The sequence below is a fragment of the Streptococcus sp. KHUD_017 genome, assembly GCF_054861245.1.
In genome coordinates this window covers 727405-746074 of sequence record NZ_CM142175.1, presented here as the reverse complement: position 1 = coordinate 746074, position 18670 = coordinate 727405, and the positions used below count along the sequence as shown (strand labels likewise).

General features: G+C 39.9%; 16 protein-coding genes, 2 tRNA genes and 3 pseudogenes. All 21 read right to left on the bottom strand.

The features are described 5' to 3' along the window. Window positions 1-25 precede the first annotated feature (25 nt). The 21 genes and pseudogenes from sufC to parE all read right to left on the bottom strand — a co-directional run bounded on the left by sufC (window position 26) and on the right by parE (window position 18666). Window positions 26-796, bottom strand: coding sequence for a Fe-S cluster assembly ATPase SufC (gene sufC, locus ACVAMZ_RS03655; RefSeq protein WP_000114489.1), 771 nt, complete (start codon window positions 794-796; stop codon window positions 26-28). Between the two features lie 152 nt (window positions 797-948). Further along, a complete protein-coding gene (locus tag ACVAMZ_RS03650; RefSeq protein WP_004253242.1) occupies window positions 949-1143 on the bottom strand; it encodes a DUF3272 family protein in 195 nt (64 codons plus the stop codon). Between the two features lie 22 nt (window positions 1144-1165). Further along, on the bottom strand, window positions 1166-2830 hold the full coding sequence (dnaX, locus tag ACVAMZ_RS03645) for a DNA polymerase III subunit gamma/tau (protein ID WP_461685068.1): 1665 nt from the start codon (window positions 2828-2830) through the stop codon (window positions 1166-1168). Then, the gene (locus ACVAMZ_RS03640; RefSeq protein WP_461685067.1) at window positions 2830-3327 is read right to left on the bottom strand and encodes a GAF domain-containing protein; all 498 of its coding nucleotides are present in this window, start codon (window positions 3325-3327) and stop codon (window positions 2830-2832) included. Before ACVAMZ_RS03640 ends, dnaX begins: the two co-directional genes overlap by 1 nt. 85 nt (window positions 3328-3412) lie before the next feature. Continuing rightward, window positions 3413-4615 carry a 30S ribosomal protein S1 gene (rpsA, locus tag ACVAMZ_RS03635; RefSeq protein WP_006145742.1) on the bottom strand — a complete coding sequence of 401 codons (1203 nt, stop codon included), beginning with the start codon at window positions 4613-4615 and terminating at the stop codon, window positions 3413-3415. Between the two features lie 159 nt (window positions 4616-4774). Beyond that, a tRNA-Gln gene (locus ACVAMZ_RS03630) sits at window positions 4775-4846 on the bottom strand. A gap of 9 nt (window positions 4847-4855) precedes the next feature. After that, a tRNA-Tyr gene (locus ACVAMZ_RS03625) sits at window positions 4856-4936 on the bottom strand. A 49-nt stretch (window positions 4937-4985) separates the two neighbouring features. Further along, complete coding sequence (locus tag ACVAMZ_RS03620) at window positions 4986-5216, bottom strand: DUF2969 domain-containing protein (protein ID WP_314946179.1); 231 nt, start codon at window positions 5214-5216, stop codon at window positions 4986-4988. A 125-nt stretch (window positions 5217-5341) separates the two neighbouring features. Further along, complete coding sequence (gene pcp, locus ACVAMZ_RS03615; protein WP_461685066.1) at window positions 5342-5986, bottom strand: pyroglutamyl-peptidase I; 645 nt, start codon at window positions 5984-5986, stop codon at window positions 5342-5344. 13 nt (window positions 5987-5999) lie between these two features. Next, window positions 6000-6923 (bottom strand): DUF979 domain-containing protein, encoded by a 924-nt coding sequence (locus ACVAMZ_RS03610; RefSeq protein WP_461685065.1) that lies wholly within the window; start codon window positions 6921-6923, stop codon window positions 6000-6002. Next, window positions 6920-7609, bottom strand: a complete 690-nt coding sequence (locus ACVAMZ_RS03605; RefSeq protein WP_371499633.1) for a DUF969 domain-containing protein — start codon at window positions 7607-7609, stop codon at window positions 6920-6922. The genes ACVAMZ_RS03610 and ACVAMZ_RS03605 overlap by 4 nt, the downstream gene beginning before the upstream one ends. Window positions 7610-7643: 34 nt before the next feature. Next, complete coding sequence (locus tag ACVAMZ_RS03600; RefSeq protein ID WP_461685064.1) at window positions 7644-9611, bottom strand: peptide ABC transporter substrate-binding protein; 1968 nt, start codon at window positions 9609-9611, stop codon at window positions 7644-7646. A 21-nt stretch (window positions 9612-9632) separates the two neighbouring features. Then, on the bottom strand, window positions 9633-10655 hold the full coding sequence (locus ACVAMZ_RS03595) for a branched-chain amino acid aminotransferase (RefSeq protein ID WP_247921418.1): 1023 nt from the start codon (window positions 10653-10655) through the stop codon (window positions 9633-9635). Between the two features lie 126 nt (window positions 10656-10781). After that, window positions 10782-13262: a DNA topoisomerase IV subunit A gene (gene parC / locus ACVAMZ_RS03590; RefSeq protein ID WP_461685063.1), complete on the bottom strand. Its 2481-nt coding sequence runs from the start codon at window positions 13260-13262 to the stop codon at window positions 10782-10784. A 326-nt stretch (window positions 13263-13588) separates the two neighbouring features. Continuing rightward, the gene (locus tag ACVAMZ_RS03585) at window positions 13589-14410 is read right to left on the bottom strand and encodes an aminoglycoside 6-adenylyltransferase (protein WP_461685062.1); all 822 of its coding nucleotides are present in this window, start codon (window positions 14408-14410) and stop codon (window positions 13589-13591) included. Between the two features lie 16 nt (window positions 14411-14426). Then, a pseudogene (locus ACVAMZ_RS03580) lies at window positions 14427-14645 on the bottom strand (GNAT family N-acetyltransferase); the annotation flags it as partial. Between the two features lie 66 nt (window positions 14646-14711). After that, window positions 14712-15086 (bottom strand): GNAT family N-acetyltransferase, encoded by a 375-nt coding sequence (locus ACVAMZ_RS03575; RefSeq protein WP_254729793.1) that lies wholly within the window; start codon window positions 15084-15086, stop codon window positions 14712-14714. 91 nt (window positions 15087-15177) lie between these two features. Next, window positions 15178-15700, bottom strand: a pseudogene (locus ACVAMZ_RS03570) (aminoglycoside 6-adenylyltransferase); the annotation flags it as partial. After that, window positions 15690-16232 carry a hypothetical protein gene (locus ACVAMZ_RS03565; protein ID WP_254729791.1) on the bottom strand — a complete coding sequence of 181 codons (543 nt, stop codon included), beginning with the start codon at window positions 16230-16232 and terminating at the stop codon, window positions 15690-15692. The pseudogene ACVAMZ_RS03570 and the gene ACVAMZ_RS03565, both read right to left, overlap by 11 nt. A gap of 118 nt (window positions 16233-16350) precedes the next feature. Further along, window positions 16351-16449, bottom strand: a pseudogene (locus ACVAMZ_RS03560) (YkvA family protein); the annotation flags it as partial. 273 nt (window positions 16450-16722) lie between these two features. Further along, entirely contained in the window at window positions 16723-18666 is a 1944-nt protein-coding gene (gene parE, locus ACVAMZ_RS03555) for a DNA topoisomerase IV subunit B (protein ID WP_045615111.1), read from the bottom strand. Window positions 18667-18670: the final 4 nt, after the last annotated feature.

Genomic DNA, 18670 nt, shown 5'->3' with positions numbered 1-18670 from the left:
ACTTCTCCTAAAAGATACGAGGGAATTACAATTCTTCCTTGTAGTCATAGCCAAGTTCTTCAGCTAGTTTTGCGTATCCTTCACGCTCCAAGCGTGCAGCCAATTCTGGACCACCAGAAAGAACAACACGACCTTCCATCATAACGTGTACTACATCTGGAGTGATATAGTTCAAGAGACGTTGGTAGTGAGTAATGATCATTGCACCAAAGCCTTCGCCACGCATAGCATTAACACCTTTAGATACAACTTTAAGAGCATCAATATCAAGACCAGAGTCAATCTCATCAAGAAGGGCAAAAGTTGGTTCCAACATCAAGAGTTGTAGAATTTCATTACGTTTTTTCTCACCACCAGAGAATCCTTCGTTAAGGTAACGCTCAGCCATTTCTTCTTTCATGTTGAGCAATTCCATTTTTTCGTCTAGTTTAGTGATAAATTCACGAACTGAAATCTTCTCATCATCTTCTTTACCAGCATTCATAGCTGCACGAAGAAACTCAGCATTGGTAATTCCTGGAATTTCTGATGGGTATTGCATAGCAAGGAAAAGTCCCATGCGAGCACGCTCGTCCACTTCCAATTCAAGGATATTTACACCGTCAAACAAGACTTCACCTTTAGTGACTTCATAGTTCGGGTTTCCCATAATTGCAGCTGAAAGAGTAGACTTACCGGTACCATTTGGTCCCATGATAGCTGCAATTTCCCCTGTTTTAAGAGTCAGGTTGACTCCTTTTAAAATTTCTTTTCCTTCAATTTCAACGTGAAGATCTTTGATCTCTAATACTGACATAATAATTCCTTTCTTTTCAATCCTTTTTACAGTATCCACTAAAATTCAACTTTTTAAAGTCTTAGAAAATACAGTAAAATGTCAATAAATATACTTTAATAGTATAACAAAAAAAAGCCTAAAAGGCTTTGATTTTGTCTAGAAGCTAGGAGCTACTTCTTCCCTTGAAAATGATCATCTATAGCGCTCACAATTTTACCCATGATATAGCTCACGCGAAAATTTCTCAGGATCAAAATAGCCCAAAGCAAGGCCACGATATACCGTTGCTCCATGATGGATTCATTAAAGAAATAAGTCTCAGCAGCAGTAAATAAGGCCATGATAATAAATTGTTGTCTGTTCATAGTCTTTTACCACAACTTCCTATTAGTCTTCTGCTATGGTCACTTTATCTGCTAAAAATTCAAAGCCTTGAGGAAGTATGGATTCTTCGGGTTCTTCCTTATTGATCTGTTCTTGAGAACCTTTAGCTCTGCTTGAAAATGCAGCTCGAACTTCCTTCCATTCATCCATAGAAATAGCAAGAATCTCTGGAGAAAATCCAGCAGCACGACTAAGAATATTGCCAAACATGGTGTTAAGATTGTCTCGTTTCATGGTTTGACCAGCATTGAAGTTAGATTCAAATGCCAAAATCGCATGATGTTCATTAGCAGCAACTGGTTTAGAACCAGCCAAGAGTGCCTTATCTGGACCAGATAAGCTTTCAATGACTTCTCCCCAAGCATTCTGAAGACGGATTAAGTTTTGACGAGCTAAGTCTGGATTTTCTACTGCTTCTTGAAGAATAGACTGCACCTTATTTCGGTCTACACGATAGATTGACTTACTGTTAGTCGGACGACTTGGTGTAGAAACAGTTTGTTTGGGATTAGAACCAACATTGGCAAGAGCTTGTTTCAATCGTACAACTTCTTCTCGAAGAGAAGACAATTCCTCAGCCACCTCACCTGAAAGCTCTGATTGAGAATCAATTTCTGCTAAACGAATAGTCATCATTTCGGCATAAATTTTAGGTTGTAGGCTAGCCTTAATATCAGCTAGACTTCTAGTAGCAAGACTAATCATCTCAAACAAGACATCCTGCGGAAGAACTAAGTTTCTCTCAAATACATCACTATGATGTGTATTTTCGCCGCCTGCTTGAACAATTAAGATATCACGGAGATATTGCAGCAAATCGACTACAAAACGTGTCATGCTCTTTCCATTCTCAAAAATCAGATCAAGATTTTGAAGGGCTCCCGGTACATCCTTTTGAGCTAAAGCAGCTACGTAATGATCCAAGGCACTTAAACTAATAGTACCCGTAATTTCTTCTGAAACAGCTGTTGTAAGAGTAGTTTCTTGTGTTAAGCTTAATGCTTGGTCTAGAATTGACAAGGCATCCCGCATCCCACCTTCAGCTCGTCGAGCAATAATTTCAACAGCTTCTATTTCGTAATCAATCCCTTCCTTTTCTAAAATCTGGAAGATATGATCACGAATATCCTGCGTCTTAATAGACTTAAACTCGAAGCGTTGAACACGAGACAAAATAGTTGCAGGAATTTTATGAAGCTCAGTCGTTGCCAAAATAAAGACTACATTTGGAGTTGGTTCTTCCAGTGTTTTCAAAAGGGCATTAAAGGCACCTGTCGAAAGCATATGAACCTCATCAATGATATAAACCTTGTACTTAGCTATACTTGGAGCATAAGTTGATTTATCACGAATATCACGAATTTCATCAACCCCATTATTAGAAGCAGCATCCATTTCGATAACGTCTTCTAAACTTCCATCCGTAACAGCCTGGCAAATGTAACAGTTATTACAAGGTTCTCCCCCTACTTGATTAGGACAGTTCATAGCCTTAGCAAAAATCTTAGCCACACTAGTCTTACCAGTTCCACGAGGCCCTGAAAATAGGTAGGCGTGACTAATCTTATCCTGCTCCACAGACTGTTTAAGTGTTCGAGCAATAACATCCTGGCCCACTAACTGTGAAAAATTTTGACTTCTATATTTTCGATAAAGCGCCTGATACATTATGCTTTCTCCTCAAACATTGAAAATGTCCATTCTGTTTTTTCTAACAAAATGGCAACAAACTCTTCTAAATACTGTTGATCAATATGATCATAATCATCAACACGAGAAGAATCTAAGTCTAATACTCCAAGAAGACGTCCATCTTTTACCATTGGAAGAACAATCTCACTACGAGCACTACTATCACAAGAAATATAATTTGGATAAGTCTTGACATCGCCAACGATAACCGTTTGACGGCTAGCTGCTGACTCCCCGCAAACTCCTTTTCCGAGTGCGATTCTAACACATGAAACTCCACCTTGAAAAGGCCCTAAAATAAGCTCATTTCCGTCATATAAATAGAAACCTGCAAAGACAGTACGAGGAAAGTTCATTTTTAAGAGAGCACTGGCATTTGATAGATTAGCCAACACATTGGTCTCACCTTCTATAAGTGCCGTGAGCTGAGCATTGACCATTTGATAAATTGATTCTTTTTCGGAATATAACATAAAACCATTATATCAAAAAATACTAGTTGAAAAAAGAAAAATCCCTTGTTTTAACAACAAAGGATTTGTAATTAAATCTAATTGATTAAAGTTCGATGTCTCCGAACAAGTCAGCCATTGAGAATCCAGTTTGTGTTTCTGGAAGTTCAAAGTCACGTTTTTCTTGACGTTTTGGACGACGTGGACGTGGAGCACGTTTTTCTTCATTTTGTCCTTCTTCTTGAGCTGGACGTTCTTCAAGAGCTTTGATAGAAAGTGAAACGCGTTCTGCATCAGCGTTAACATCAAGAACTTTAACAGTAACTTCTTGACCAACTGTAAGAGCTTCTTTTGGATTTTCAATACGTTTGTGTGAAATTTGTGATACGTGAACAAGTCCATCGATACCTGGCAATACTTCAACAAATGCACCGAAGTCAGTCAAACGTTTAACTGTACCTTCTACAACGTCACCTTTAGCCAATTTTTGCTCAACGCCATCCCATGGTCCAGGTGTTGTTGCTTTAAGTGAAAGTGATACACGTCCTTCTTCTTCGTTAAGGTCAAGGATTTTCACTTCTACTTCTTCACCAACAGTTACAACTGATTTTGGTGAAACGTTACGTTCGTGTGACAATTCAGTCAAGTGAACCAATCCATCAACACCACCAAGGTCGATGAAAGCACCGAAGCTTGTGATACGAGCAACTTTACCAGTTACTACATCACCAACAGCCAATTTACCGAAAACTTCTGCACGAGCTGCTGCAGTAGCTGCTTCTACAACTTCACGACGTGAAAGGATGAAGCGGTTTTCTTTAGGGTCAACTTCTTTGATTTTAGCTTCAAATTCTTGACCTACAAAACGCTCAGTGTTACGTACGAAACGAGTATCCAACATTGAAGCTGGGATAAATCCACGCAAACCTTCAAATTCTACTGAAAGTCCACCTTTAACAGCGCGAGTTCCTTTAACTGTAACAACTTCTTCTTCGCGTCCTACAAGTTTGTCCCATGCTTTGCGAGCTTCAAGGCGTTTTTTAGATACAAGGTATGTTACTGTATCAGTATCTTTACCAACTACTTGACGAAGTACAAGAACATCAAATACTTCACCTACTTTTACAAAGTCATTGATATCAGCATCGCGATCGTTTGTCAATTCGCGAAGAGTCAAGACACCTTCAACACCAGTTCCAGAGATTGCAACGTTAGCTTGATTAGCATCAACTGTCAATACTTCAGCACTAACAACATCACCAGGTTCAACTTGGCTAACGCTATTTAGCAAATCTTCAAATTCATTCATCTAAAAAATCCTCCAACAATCAAGTCTTTTTAACTTGACATACTTATAATTTTTTTCCTAAGCACCCGCAACGACATGAACATCTCGAACGTCCTTCAATTATAAAAATAAAATACCCTAAGATATTTTTCTTTTTATCTTGAATTTATTACCTAAGAACTGGGGTAGCTGGATTCGAACCAACGCATGAGGGAGTCAAAGTCCCTTGCCTTACCGCTTGGCTATACCCCATTGATGATATGGAGAGAGAGGGATTCGAACCCCCGAACCCGAAGGAGCGGATTTACAGTCCGCCGCGTTTAGCCTCTTCGCTATCTCTCCGACAATCAACGAAAACTATTATATCATGAAAATTTGCAAAAAACAAGCATTATTTTGCTAAATTATAGTTCTCAATCAATATTTCCACAGCTTTTTCAAGATTCTTGTAAAAACTATCGACATTTCCATTCTTTATGATGGCAAATTGGTCATCTAGTTCGGCAATTTCACCGATTAACTTTTTACCAATCATTAAAGTATACCCATCGTACTTATCTTTTCCAACTGCTACTTTAGCATCTGATAATTGAATCTCAATTTTTTTATCTTTTTTGCTCATACCATACCTCTTTTCACTTTTTCTATTTTACAAGAAATTCCCTAATCTAGCAAGAAAAAAACTCTCTATCAAGCTTATCTTGACAGAGAGTTTAAGGAATATTTTTTAATTTGAAAATTGAATCATTAGTGAGTCGCCCCTCCGACTAATTTCAAATCTTTATCTTTATGGTCCACAATAGCAACAATCGCAGCTTCGATACCTCGGACAATATCTCTTAAGCACATGGATGCAGTATTAGGCTTATTTACCACTTGTTTTGTCATATAGGGAATATGCATAAAGCCTGCTCTCATATGTGGAAATTTCTTATCCGCTAAATAGAGTGCCTGATACATCAAATGGTTGCAAACAAAGGTTCCAGCTGTATTGGATACTGAAGCAGGTAACCCTTCTTCTTTTATGGCTTGTACCATTGCTTTGATAGGAAGTGTGCTAAAGTAGGCAGCTTCTCCATCTAGGCGAATGGGAGTGTCAATCGGTTGATTTCCTTGGTTATCTGGAATTCTAGCATCATCTTGATTGATAGCAACTCTCTCAGGAGTTAAACTCGCTCTTCCTCCTGCTTGTCCGATGCAAAGCACAACATCTGGCTGGTATCGATTTATTTCTGCTTCTAAAACCTCTGCTGATTTATAAAAGACTGTTGGAATTTCTACCCAATGGAGCTCTGCACCATTGATTTCAGACGGTAATGATTTAACAGCTTCTAGAGCTGGATTGACCTTTTCACCACCAAAAGGATCAAATCCTGTAACTAATATTTTCATTTTATTTCCTTTACTAAAATGCCAAAAAGTACATCAGAAATACATGTATGACAATCATGACAATAGCTACTCCTACTTGCGCTTTGATAACACCATTTGGATCTTTCATATCCAAAAGGGCTACAGGTAGAGTATTGAAATTAGCAGCCATTGGTGTTAATAGAGTCCCACAACAACCTGCTGTCATAGCAAGAGCACCCGCCACGATTGGATCTGCTCCCAAGGAAAATACAAAGGGAACACCAATTCCAGCAGTAATGACAGTAAAGGCGGCAAAAACATTACCCATAATCATTGAAAATAGAACCATTCCCAACACATAAGCCACTACACCCATCAACCGACTCCCAGAAGGCACAAAACCACTTATCAGATGTGACATTAAATCACCAACTCCTGCTACGGTAAAAATCGCTCCCAAAGCCCCTAAAAGTTGAGGAACTATCCCACTGGTTGAAACTTGCTGGACCATGCGATTATTTTCTGCTAACAAGCTTTTAGGAGAACTTTTGGTAATCAATAAGAGAGAGATGGTTGCGAAAAATGCAGCAAGGCTGATAGCAATCTTACTAAACTCAGGAATCATTTTTGCTAATACCAAAGCAATCAAAGCCATCAGCATGACCGGAATAAAAATTTTATTCTTTAGTCGTTTGGCTTCAATATTTGCCTTGACTTCATCCAGAGACGGTAAGGTTCCGATACGAACCTGTTTAAAGAGCGTTAGTAAGGCTAAGAGCACTACGATAATTCCAATACAGATAGATGGTAGATAGGAACCACCAATAAAACTGATTCCCAATAAAGTCCAAAACCCAGCTGTTCCATATCGAACTGGGTTTGTTTTGTCTTTATAGCTACAATAGGCCGTGTGAAGAAATTGACAACCGATCACAATATAGGTTAACTCTAATAACTGTCTTGCTAGATTGGTCATTCTTCTTTTCCTTTACTAAGCTTATTTGCTAGCAATTTTCTATCAAATAAGTAATTGTAAAGCCCTACCACAAGTAAGGCAACTCCTGCAACAATAAGAGAAGCCGAAGCGATCCCTGCATAATTACTTTCGTAACCTAATTGGTCCAGAGTGCCCCCAACTAAGAGGACACCACCTGCACCAACGAAAGTGTTCTGAGCAAAGAAATTTGCAAAATTATCATTTGCTGCTGCACGCGCTTTTAGCGCTTCGCTCTCCTGCTCCGTTAATTTTCTACCTAATTGTGACTCTGCCGCAGCTTGTCCCATGGGTTGAACCAGAGGCCTTACAAACTGCGGCTGCCCTCCTAGACGAATGGCAAAGAACCCATCGAGTTCCCGAAAAAAGAAATAAATTGTATAAAAACTTCCTACGGTCAGTCCTTTAATCTTTTGAATCAAGTCAATCGAACGTTGCTTGAGGCCAAAAGTTTCAGATAAACCAACCAAGGGCAAGGTTACCATAAAAATCGTAAGAACTCGTTGATTGCTAAATTCTCTTCCTAAAATTTCCAAGAACTCAACAAGAGAAACTCCGGAAACTAGAGCTGTAACTAAACTAGCTAAGACTACCGTTGCGATGGTATCTAATTTATAGATAAAACCAACCACTATGATAACTATCCCTATTAGTTTAATCCATTCCATATAGGCTCCTTTATTCCAAAAATACTAGTCTGTTTTATTTGACATGACTTTCTAGTTCTTTTTGGTATTTACTGTTTGATTCCAATTTTTCTTTTTGCCATTTTTCAAGAGCTGCTTGATATTCTTTAGCAGATACAATTTCTTTTTGCAATTTCATTCCCTTGAAGATATATGGATCACCCTTAATACCCACTTGTGAGTATGGTTTAGAGAATGGAACGACGTTGCTGACAACTGGTGAACCACCTGATGAAGCGGTTGGCATCAAGAGAGAACTATCAGTGAGCCATGCTTGAGCTTTAGCATATTTTTCATATCTCTTGTCCAAATCGTTTGTTTCAGAAACTGCATCATCCAAGAGTTTCTTATATTCGTCCAGACCAAGTTGAGCTACTACTTCCTTGTCTTTACCTTTCGTAATACCAAGGTGTTTCATAGCAGAACCAGTCTTAGGATCCATGATATTAAGATAACTTGCTGGGTCTTGGTAGCTTGGAGCCCATCCAGTACTGTTCAAGTCATAGTCTTTTTGAGCTGGAACACGCGCTTGCGATGTAATGCTTTCCTTTTCGTTATCGGTCATCTGAAGGACATCAATCACGACATTTTCAGAACCAAGAGTTGACTCGATTGATTGTTTGAAGGAATTGCTTTGTTGAACGGCAATTGTATCTGTCTGTTCAACTGGAACATCCAAGTGAATTGGGAAGGTTACACCTTTTGATTCCAATTCTTTCTTGGCTTTTTCAAATGAAGCCTTGGCTTTGTCCGGATTGTAGATGGTATCTTTTCCGTCTACCAGCTCAACGCCTTTCCACTGGTCTCCATAGTTTACCAGTTCTGCTTGAGCGATATCACCAAAGTTTTTACCGCCAGATTGTACAAAGTTATCTGGGACTAGACTGTTACGAATAATCTTGTCCGCACCATCTTCACCATTAAGCTGAGCAGCATAAGAATGACGGTTGAAAGCAAAGTTAATTGCCTGGCGGAAGTCCTTGTTCAACATCGCTTCTTTTGTAGAAGTTTTTTCTTCTTCACTTGTTTTCGCAGTCTTATTGTATGATTGACGGTTTACGTTAAAGGTAAAGTAATAACTCGTTGAATCTTGTGGACTGTATGTGATTTTATCTCCGTATTGTTCTAAAGTCGAAGCAAAGTTTGAGCTACTTGGGAAGATACGAGCTGTTGTATAAACACCTGATGAGAAACTACGAATCAAGGATTCTTGGTCTGATCCATCATAGTAGGTCAATTTAACCTTCTCAATTTTAACCTTCTCTTTATCCCAATAATTTGGATTCTTTTCGTATTCGATTAAAGATTTTGAAGTCAATGTCTTCAGGATATACGGACCGTTATAAAGAATACCAGATGGACTTACTGCTCCGTAATTCTTACCTGAAGCTTTGAGGAATTCCTCGTTTACCGGCAACATGGTTGCTGAAGTCACTTTTGAATTCCAGAAACTTTCAGGTGCATTAAGAGTATACTGGACTGTGTAGTCATCCAATGCCTTAACCCCAACTGTAGAGAAGTCATTAGTCTCACCAGTCATATATTCATTCAAGCCCTTAATGGAGTTTTGAATAAGAGTGACACCGTCTGATTTACCATCTGCTACATGTTTTAATCCAGTAACAAAGTCATGCGCAGTTACTTCAGCGTATTCTTCACCCTCTGAGGTATACCATTTAACTCCTTTACGAAGTTTATAAGTATAAGTCAAACCGTCTTGTGAGACACTCCAGTCTTCTGCTAGTGAAGGAACCAAATTTCCATATTCATCGTTTTCCAACAATCCATCAACAACGTTACCAATAATATCCGTTGTTGAAGTACGAGTTGCAATACTGTAGTCCAAAGATGATGGGTCTACTCCATATACATAAGAGAAAGTTGTAGGAGCATCTGCTTCCTTGTCAGCTTTACCACAAGCCACAAGAAGAACTGCTGTACTCAGGACAACTCCTGCTGTTAACATCCACTTTTTCGTTTTCATAAAGATCTCCTATAATAATTTTTAATCTACTTTTACAATCCAGCCTTCTGGTGCTTCAATATCACCAAACTGGATACCTGTCAATTCATCGTATAGTTTACGAGTCACTGGACCAACCTCTGTTTCACTGTAGAAAACATGGAAATCATCACCGTGTTGGATTCCCCCAATAGGTGAGATTACTGCTGCTGTTCCACAGGCACCTGCTTCTACAAATCGATCAAGGCTGTCAATTGGTACATCTCCCTCAACAGGCTTCAAGCCCAAACGATGCTCTGCCAAGTAAAGTAATGAGTACTTGGTAATAGATGGTAAGATTGATGGACTCAATGGGGTTACAAACTCATTATCAGCTGTAATTCCAAAGAAGTTTGCTGAACCAACTTCTTCAATCTTAGTGTGGGTTGATGGGTCTAGATAAATAACATCTGAGAAATGACGGGATTTAGCCATTTTTCCTGGCAAAAGACTAGCGGCATAGTTACCACCGACCTTGGCAGCTCCTGTTCCATTTGGCGCAGCACGGTCATACTCATCTTGAATCAAGAAGTTTGTTGGAACCAACCCACCCTTGAAATAGTTTCCAACTGGCATGGCAAAGATGGTGAAAATATACTCCTCGGCTGGTTTTACCCCGATGATATCTCCGACACCAATCAAGAGCGGACGGAGGTAGAGGGTTCCACCAGTTCCATAAGGTGGTACGTATTCTTCATTGGCACGAACAACTGCTTTACATGCTTCTACAAACATTTCTGTTGGCACTTGAGGCATCAAGAGACGATCACAGGTACGTTGGAGACGTTTGGCATTTTCATCTGGACGGAAGAGTTGAATACTGCCATCCTTTGTACGATAGGCTTTTAATCCTTCAAATGCTTGTTGTCCATAGTGAAGACTTGGAGATGATTCTGAAATATGCAAGGTTGCATCTTCTGTTAATTCTCCTTGAGTCCATTGTCCATTTTTAAAATAAGCGATATAACGATAAGGTAGTTTCATATAGGAAAAACCGAGATTTTCCCAATCGATTGTAACTGTCATCCATTTCTCCTTTATTCTAATCAGGCTTTGAGTTCTATTCTACACTATTCTCCTAAAAATTCAAGTATTATTTGTAATTTTCTGAAAATTTTATTTATAAAAAATCAGTCACTAGGACTGATTTTCTTATGAATTATCTTTTTCTTCTTTAAAGACTTCTTTGATGTATGCATCAAAAACTTCTTCATCAGAAATAGTATCTGAGATAAAGCTTCCGTTGCTAGTACGTTCTGATAGATTCAAATCTTGCAGGATTGACTCATAAATTGTTCCGTTATTTGATTGAACAACTAGAGTTTGTTCTCCATCCTCTACTTCTGTACTGAAGAGATCTCCGATAAATCCTTGTTCAGAAACCGCACCAGCCACAAATACACGATGTGGTTTGCTCTTCAATTCTCTCAGAACCTGAAGGCCACGCTTAGCACGACTGGTTGCTGGAATTTCTTCTGTTGAAACACGTTTCAAGCTTCCACGTTGCGTTAACAGATAGAAGGATGAAGTATTGCAGATAAAGGCAGATTGAAGTTCATCATCTGCTTTCAGATTCATAGCTTTGACCCCTGCAGCCTTGGCTCCGACAACTGGAACCTCTTCGATATTAAAGCGAAGGGCATAGCCATTTTTACTGATTAATAGAACATCATCAAGCTTGATTGGTGCAACAGCTACAACCTGGTCAGTATCGTCCTTCAACTTAGCATACTTGACAGACTTAGAACGATAGGTTCTCCATGGAGAGAATTCTTTGCGTTCTACCCGTTTGATTTGTCCAAGGCGAGTTGCTGCAAAGTAGGTTGTCGCATCCTCAAACTGATCCACAACTTCGACGTAAAGTACTTCTTCATTGGTTTCAAAGTTGGTAATCGTTTGACTCAAGTGCTCCCCGATATCCTTCCAACGAATGTCTGACAACTCATGGACTGGTCGGTAAATGACATTCCCAAGCGTTGTAAAGATTAAGAGGTGCTGAGTGGTTTTAACTGATTGAACAAATAGCAATCGGTCATCATCCCGTTTCCCAATTTCTTCTAAGGTAGAAGCTGCGAAAGAACGAGGACTAGTACGCTTAATATAGCCTGCCTTAGTCACGCTGACGTAAGTATCTTCTTCAGCGATTAGACTAGCTGTATCAATCTCGATGACTTTTGCTGTATCTTCTAAAGTACTCAAACGTGGAGTCGCAAATTTCTTCTTGACCTCACGGAGTTCTTTCTTCATGAGATTGTACATAGTTCGTTCGTCACCGATGATAGCTGCAAGCATAGCAATCTTCTCACGAAGTTCTGCTTCTTCTTCTTGCAAGACAACCACGTCTGTATTCGTTAAACGATAAAGTTGCAAAGTAACGATAGCTTCAGCTTGTTCTTCCGTAAATTCATAGCTGACCTTGAGGTTTTCCTTGGCGTCAGCCTTATTCTCAGAAGCACGGATAAGGGCAATGACTTCATCCAAAATAGAGATAACGCGAATCAAACCTTCCACGATATGGAGACGTTTTTCAGCCTTTTCCTTATCAAAGCGAGAACGTGCCAATATAACTTCACGACGGTGGGCAATATAACTAGACAAGATTGGCACAATCCCAACCTGACGAGGTGTGAAATTGTCAATCGCCACCATGTTGAAGTTGTAGTTGATTTGCAAGTCAGTGTATTTGAAAAGGTAGTTGAGAACAAGTTCCGTGTTCGCATCTTTTTTGAGTTCTATAGCGATGCGAAGACCATCACGGTCAGACTCATCACGAACCTCAGCGATACCTGCCACCTTGTTATTGACACGGACTTCATCTATTTTCTTGACCAAGTTAGCCTTATTGATTTCATAAGGAATCTCAGTGATAACGATTTGTTCCTTACCACCTTTAAGCTTCTCAATTTCTGTCTTAGAACGAACAACCACGCGCCCTTTACCAGTTTCATAGGCCTTTTTGATTTCGTCACGACCTTGGATAATGGCACCAGTAGGGAAATCTGGCCCAGGCAAGAATTCCATGAGCTTTTCAACCTTAGCAGTCGGGTGATCAATCATATAAACCGTAGCTTCAATAACTTCGGCCAAATTATGCGGTGGAATATCAGTGGCATAACCAGCTGAAATACCTGTAGAACCATTGACTAAAAGGTTAGGAAAGGCTGCTGGCAAGACAGTTGGCTCTTTTTCGGTATCGTCAAAGTTCCAAGCAAAGGGAACTGTCTTTTTCTCGATATCTTGAAGAAGGTAACCTGCAATCTCTGACAAACGGGCCTCGGTATAACGCATAGCTGCAGGCGGATCTCCGTCCATAGAACCATTGTTACCGTGCATTTCAACTAGAATCTCACGATTTTTCCAGTCCTGAGACATACGAACCATGGCATCATAGATAGAAGAATCTCCGTGTGGGTGGAAATTACCCATGATGTTACCGACAGACTTGGCTGATTTACGGTAGCTCTTATCAAAAGTATTGCCATCCTTATTCATCGAATAAAGAATACGGCGTTGAACCGGCTTCAATCCATCACGAATGTCTGGCAAAGCCCGGTCTTGAATGATGTATTTGGAGTAGCGCCCAAAGCGCTCTCCCATGATGTCCTCTAAGGACATGTTTTGGATATTACTCATATAAGATACAAAGGGACGTTTCGGCTTGCCGAAAATTTCTGTAGAAAAATAGGAAATCGATGCAGGGTTCGATGAGCCCCAGACGATTTATCTTTTTTCATAAGAAATTAGTCCCGTGTTCAGTTATTTTATATAACCAAACTATCCTTTCTGTAGTTTAAAATACGTTTTAAAAAATGCATCAGGAGCTTTCACACAGTATTTAGGGCGTGTTCAACTCCTTTCAAAGAATGTAGAGTAGTTTTTTTATAGACCAAGGTGTTCAGTTACTATAAATAACCAAACTATCCTTGCTGTAGTTTAAAGTTATGAATTATGTTCTTTATTTAATTAGTGTTTTGAAGTTTTTCCTCAGCATACTGAATCATCTTCTCAGCCACTTCTTTATCGTAGTCAAACCCCATCTTTTTAGTAAGGCATTGAGCTTCTTGGTGGAAAAGTTGCATCGTAGCCAATAAAGACTGAATGATTTTGTCTAAACTCGAGAAATCAAGCAGATTTGAGAAGTCCTTCTCCGTCTCAGCAGGCAAGTAGTTAAAGAGATACTTGTAATTTTTACCGATGACGACTGTTCCTCTATCACTTGCTACCTGCCAAGACAAGACTTTTAACAACTCTTGCTGGCAAATACCGTAAAGATGGTCCGTCGCATAAATGATTTGCTTGCGACAAATTCCTTTGACCACATAAGCTGACACCCACCAAAATTCATTGCAGGCTTTTTTAAAATCCGTCTCACTAGCCGGATGTATCCAGAAACGCTCTGGACTGGAAGAATAGGACTCAAACAAGCCCTTATCATCTACTAAGACTGTGAAGTCAGCTTCACTATCCACCCATTCTTGGATATGTGCTTTGGGACAGAGGGTTAGATCAATGCGATTCCCATCTTCAAATAGCATGAGATAGAGACGACGGTTGCCTAGAAGATTATGTTGCTCAATGATACGTGTGCCAAACTGGTCTAACCAAGCAAGGTCACTCGTCAAATTATCTAAGTTGTCCACGACATAAACAACATCATAGTCTTGAAACTCGTCTTTTGGTGCTTTTGTATCAGTTCGTGAACCAGATAGAGCCACGGCTTCGACTTTTAAGGTTTTCGCAACTTGTAAGAGCAAATTTAGTATTTCTGTTTCAGTTCTCATGGGAATACCTGCCTTTTTAGTGGAAACTCTTGATTTTGTAGAGGACATGTCTATAAAGTGGACTGTCTGCTGGAACTTTTTAATTATCAAATTCTTTGACAAATTCCATGCTCAGTTTTTGCATAACTTTTTGCGAAAGTTGATTGAGTAAGGATGTAAAAGAGTAAACTTCTGACAAGCCAGCCTGCTGAAAAGCAAAGTCTAGACAGACTTGGGCAGCCTCCGTCGCATAACCATCTTGGCTAGTTCAAGCGAATCTGTCAGACCCAGTTTGTTGTCAAGCGTCATTGGCTGTCTCCTTTCATTCAGATTTTCTAAATCCTGTACCAACAGGCTTAAAACTTATTGACCGATAAAATCCATCTGCTTCAGATATTAATTCAATCCGTGTCAAAGGATATTTTTTGTGGATCTCCTCAATCAGCTGCTGTCCCAGTCCTTTTTTGCGGTGGGATTTATCAATAATTATTTCAGCTAAAAAGGTCGTCATCACTTCATCCGTCAGATAACGGGCAAAGCCAAGGATTTTCTGGTCCTCTTCAAGCACCAAGTAATGAGACAGATTTGTTGAAAATAGAGATGTCACTTTTTCCTCTGTAAAAGAAAGCCATTTTTCACTTTGATAAAGGCTATAAATAGCTTGACAATCTTTTCTGCTTGCAGGTCTGATAATCATCTTCTATTCCTCCAAATCTGTCAGACTTAATTAACACTCCCCACTGCTTCCGTTACCTTCATAGCAGGTTTGCGTTTTTTATAGCGGCTGCGGATGGTTTTGAGGTGGTCTGTCGCATAGATGACTTGCTTGCGACAAATTCCTTTGACCACATAAGCTGACACCCACCAAAATTCATTGCAGGATGCTGTAAATTCCTCTTCTGAGGGTGGAGCAGTCCAGTAGAGCTTAGGATTAGGCAGATACGCTTCAAACAAACCTTTTTCGTCTTTTAAAACTGTAAATCCTGCCTCACTATCCACCCACTCGTTGATATGATCTTTAGGACAGAGGGTTAAATCAATGCGGTTACCATCTTCAAAAAGTATGAGGTAAAGACGACGATGTCCAAGAGTAACCTCTTGCTCTATGATTCGTTTGCCAAACTGGTCCAACCAAGAAAGGTCATTTGTCAGATTATCTAAGTCGTCCACAACATAGACTACGTCGTAATCCTGAAACTTATCTTTTGGTGCTTTTGTATCAGTACGTGAACCAGATAGCGCCACAACATCAACCTGTAACTTTTTAGCTGTTTCTAAAATTAGTTCAAGTATTTCCTGGTCAGTTCTCATGTGGTTCTTCCTCAGTGGTCTCTAGGGGTTGAATAACAGCATCTTCATTTCTTTGCTGAAGAAGCTTCTGAACTCTTTTTCTTTCAAGCTCTCCGACTATAAATTGAATGATAGAACTAAATCCAAAAAAAGGTAGCAGCAACATAATTCCCATTTCTTCCGTCAGCATTAAAAATAGGAAATTAATAACTGAAAATATTTCTAAAAACCAGGCATTTAGCCTAAGAAGTTTTGAGTAACTACTAGGATAATGTTTGAGATGTTTATTGCTCTTATAAATAGCTGTGAATCCAAAAGCTAAGCTAGCTGGTGTGAAAATAAAAATGTCAAAAGTATAGAATAGCAAACCTGCATAAGGATTGGATCTAAAAGGATTATCAAATAAAAAGACACAGGCGGTTACTATAGCTAATAGTAAGAATTCAAGAAAGCGAATTTTCTCAGGTTTTCCTTGTTTAGCTGTTATAAACATAACTGCAACCATAGCCAAAACTATCGCAAGAAAAGGAGTATGATACAATAAACTTATCATGATGTATACCTCTTTTAGAGAGCTAAAATTAAGAAATATAGACGATTTTTCAGATCAATCCTTGAGACTGACGCCATTTATCATAGGTTTCAATGTCTATTTTGACCATATTCATACAAAGTCCTACAACAGCCATATCATCCAAGTAGCCTGCTAACGGAATAAAATCTGGAATAATGTCAATTGGGGAAAGGAAATAAATAAGTGCGCTTAAAACAGCTAAAATAGTCCCATAAGGAACCGTGGTATATTTTCCTTGAACATAATTTTTCACTAAAGAAATCATGACTGGGATCATTGTAAATTTCTTACCAACCAATGGCATCTCTTTTATTTTTTGCTCCAAACGGTACAAAAAATCATCTAATTCATCTTTATCGTTTAATAAGGCCTCAGATTGCGCATAGCCACTTTCAAGAGCTTCTTTAACTTGCTCTTCACTTAGATTTTCAGACATATCTTGTCCTCCATTTGTATTTATATCCTAATTTTAAAACACAGTCGCTTCTTCCAGTGTAAACTTGACATTGTCTTCGATCCACTTACGGCGTGGTTCAACCTTGTCACCCATGAGGACATTGACGCGACGTTCTGCGCGGGCTAGGTCTTCAATCGTAACACGGATAAGGGTACGAGTTTCTGGGTTCATGGTTGTTTCCCATAGTTGGTCCGCATTCATCTCACCAAGTCCCTTGTAGCGTTGGAGGGTAGCACCTTTACCAAACTGCTTACGTAGTTCTTCTAGCTCACCATCTGTCCAAGCGTAGGCCACTTCTTCTTTCTTACCTTTCCCTTTTGACATCTTGTAAAGAGGTGGAAGGGCGATATAAACATGACCTGCCTCAACTAGCGGACGCATATAGCGGTAAAAGAAGGTTAAGAGAAGTGTTTGAATGTGGGCACCGTCGGTATCGGCATCGGTCATGATAATGATTTTGTCATAGTTGGCATCTTCAAGCGAGAAGTCTGCCCCAACACCAGCACCGATGGTATAAATCATGGTGTTGATTTCTTCATTTTTGAGGATATCTGCCATCTTGGCCTTTGCTGTATTGATCACCTTACCACGAAGAGGCAAGATAGCCTGGAACTTGCGGTCACGACCTTGTTTGGCAGAACCACCGGCAGAGTCCCCCTCGACCAGATAGAGTTCGTTCTTAGCTGGATTTTTTGACTGGGCTGGGGTCAATTTCCCAGACAGCAAGCCCTTATCTTTCTTATTTTTCTTGCCATTACGACTCTCATCACGCGCCTTACGAGCCGCTTCACGGGCATCACGAGCCTTGATGGCTTTGCGAATCAGATTAGAAGCCAACTCCCCATTTTCCATGAGGAAGAAGGTCAACTTATCAGCTACAATCCCATCTACAACGGGACGAGCAAGTGGACTTCCTAGTTTGTCCTTAGTCTGTCCTTCAAATTGTAAATGTTCTTCAGGAACTAGGATAGAAAGAACAGCTGATAAACCTTCACGGTAATCGGATCCTTCAAGATTTTTATCTTTTTCTTTGAGAAGGCCAGTTTTTCGCGCATAGTCGTTCATGACTTTGGTAATGGCAGACTTAAGCCCTGTCTCATGCGTTCCACCGTCTTTGGTACGGACATTATTAACAAAGGACAAGATGTTATCTGAAAATCCATCATTATACTGGAGGGCTACTTCTACTTGGAAACCATTGTCTTCGCCTTCAAAGTATAGGACAGGCGTCAAGGTTTCCTTGTCCTCGTTGAGGTAGGAAACAAAGTCCTGAACTCCATTCTCATAATGGAACTCGATCGCTTCGTCTGTTCGCTTGTCTGTTAATGACAAGGTTACATTTTTTAAGAGAAAGGCTGACTCATTGAGACGCTCTGAAATGGTATTGTATTTAAAGTCAGTCGTAGAAAAGATACTAGCATCCGGCATAAAGGTCACTTTGGTACCTGTCTTAGACTTAGGTGCTGTGCCAACCTTTTCAAGAGTTGTTACTGGCTTACCACCATTTTCAAAGCGTTGCTTGTAAACAGCACCATCACGCGTAATTTCTACTTCAAGCCAACTAGAAAGGGCGTTCACGACAGAAGAACCAACTCCGTGAAGACCACCAGAAGTCTTGTAACCACCTTGACCGAATTTTCCTCCAGCGTGGAGAATGGTAAAGATGACCTCAACCGTTGGAATTCCCATAGCGTGCATACCAGTTGGCATCCCACGTCCGTGGTCTTGAACCGTTAAACTTCCATCTTTATTAATCGTTACATCGATGCGATCACCAAATCCAGATAAGGCTTCATCGACTGCATTGTCGACAATTTCCCAGACCAGGTGATGGAGACCAGCACCATCGGTGGATCCGATATACATCCCTGGCCGTTTACGGACCGCATCCAACCCTTCTAGCACCTGAATGGCGTCATCATTATAATTGTTAATATTGATTTCCTTTTTTGACACAAGG

What these genes read in the sequence shown, in the direction of transcription:
- ACVAMZ_RS03620 (WP_314946179.1), bottom strand. Translation starts at nt 5,216, where the DNA reads ATGAGCAAAAAAGATAAAAAAATTGAGATTCAATTATCAGATGCTAAA.
- ACVAMZ_RS03575 (WP_254729793.1), bottom strand. Translation starts at nt 15,086, where the DNA reads ATGATTATCAGACCTGCAAGCAGAAAAGATTGTCAAGCTATTTATAGC.
- sufC (WP_000114489.1), bottom strand. Translation starts at nt 796, where the DNA reads ATGTCAGTATTAGAGATCAAAGATCTTCACGTTGAAATTGAAGGAAAA.
- ACVAMZ_RS03565 (WP_254729791.1), bottom strand. Translation starts at nt 16,232, where the DNA reads ATGATAAGTTTATTGTATCATACTCCTTTTCTTGCGATAGTTTTGGCT.
- ACVAMZ_RS03650 (WP_004253242.1), bottom strand. Translation starts at nt 1,143, where the DNA reads ATGAACAGACAACAATTTATTATCATGGCCTTATTTACTGCTGCTGAG.
- ACVAMZ_RS03605 (WP_371499633.1), bottom strand. Translation starts at nt 7,609, where the DNA reads ATGGAATGGATTAAACTAATAGGGATAGTTATCATAGTGGTTGGTTTT.
- rpsA (WP_006145742.1), bottom strand. Translation starts at nt 4,615, where the DNA reads ATGAATGAATTTGAAGATTTGCTAAATAGCGTTAGCCAAGTTGAACCT.
- ACVAMZ_RS03595 (WP_247921418.1), bottom strand. Translation starts at nt 10,655, where the DNA reads ATGACAGTTACAATCGATTGGGAAAATCTCGGTTTTTCCTATATGAAA.
- ACVAMZ_RS03610 (WP_461685065.1), bottom strand. Translation starts at nt 6,923, where the DNA reads ATGACCAATCTAGCAAGACAGTTATTAGAGTTAACCTATATTGTGATC.
- ACVAMZ_RS03585 (WP_461685062.1), bottom strand. Translation starts at nt 14,410, where the DNA reads ATGAGAACTGAAACAGAAATACTAAATTTGCTCTTACAAGTTGCGAAA.
- ACVAMZ_RS03640 (WP_461685067.1), bottom strand. Translation starts at nt 3,327, where the DNA reads ATGTTATATTCCGAAAAAGAATCAATTTATCAAATGGTCAATGCTCAG.
- dnaX (WP_461685068.1), bottom strand. Translation starts at nt 2,830, where the DNA reads ATGTATCAGGCGCTTTATCGAAAATATAGAAGTCAAAATTTTTCACAG.
- pcp (WP_461685066.1), bottom strand. Translation starts at nt 5,986, where the DNA reads ATGAAAATATTAGTTACAGGATTTGATCCTTTTGGTGGTGAAAAGGTC.
- ACVAMZ_RS03600 (WP_461685064.1), bottom strand. Translation starts at nt 9,611, where the DNA reads ATGAAAACGAAAAAGTGGATGTTAACAGCAGGAGTTGTCCTGAGTACA.
- parC (WP_461685063.1), bottom strand. Translation starts at nt 13,262, where the DNA reads ATGAGTAATATCCAAAACATGTCCTTAGAGGACATCATGGGAGAGCGC.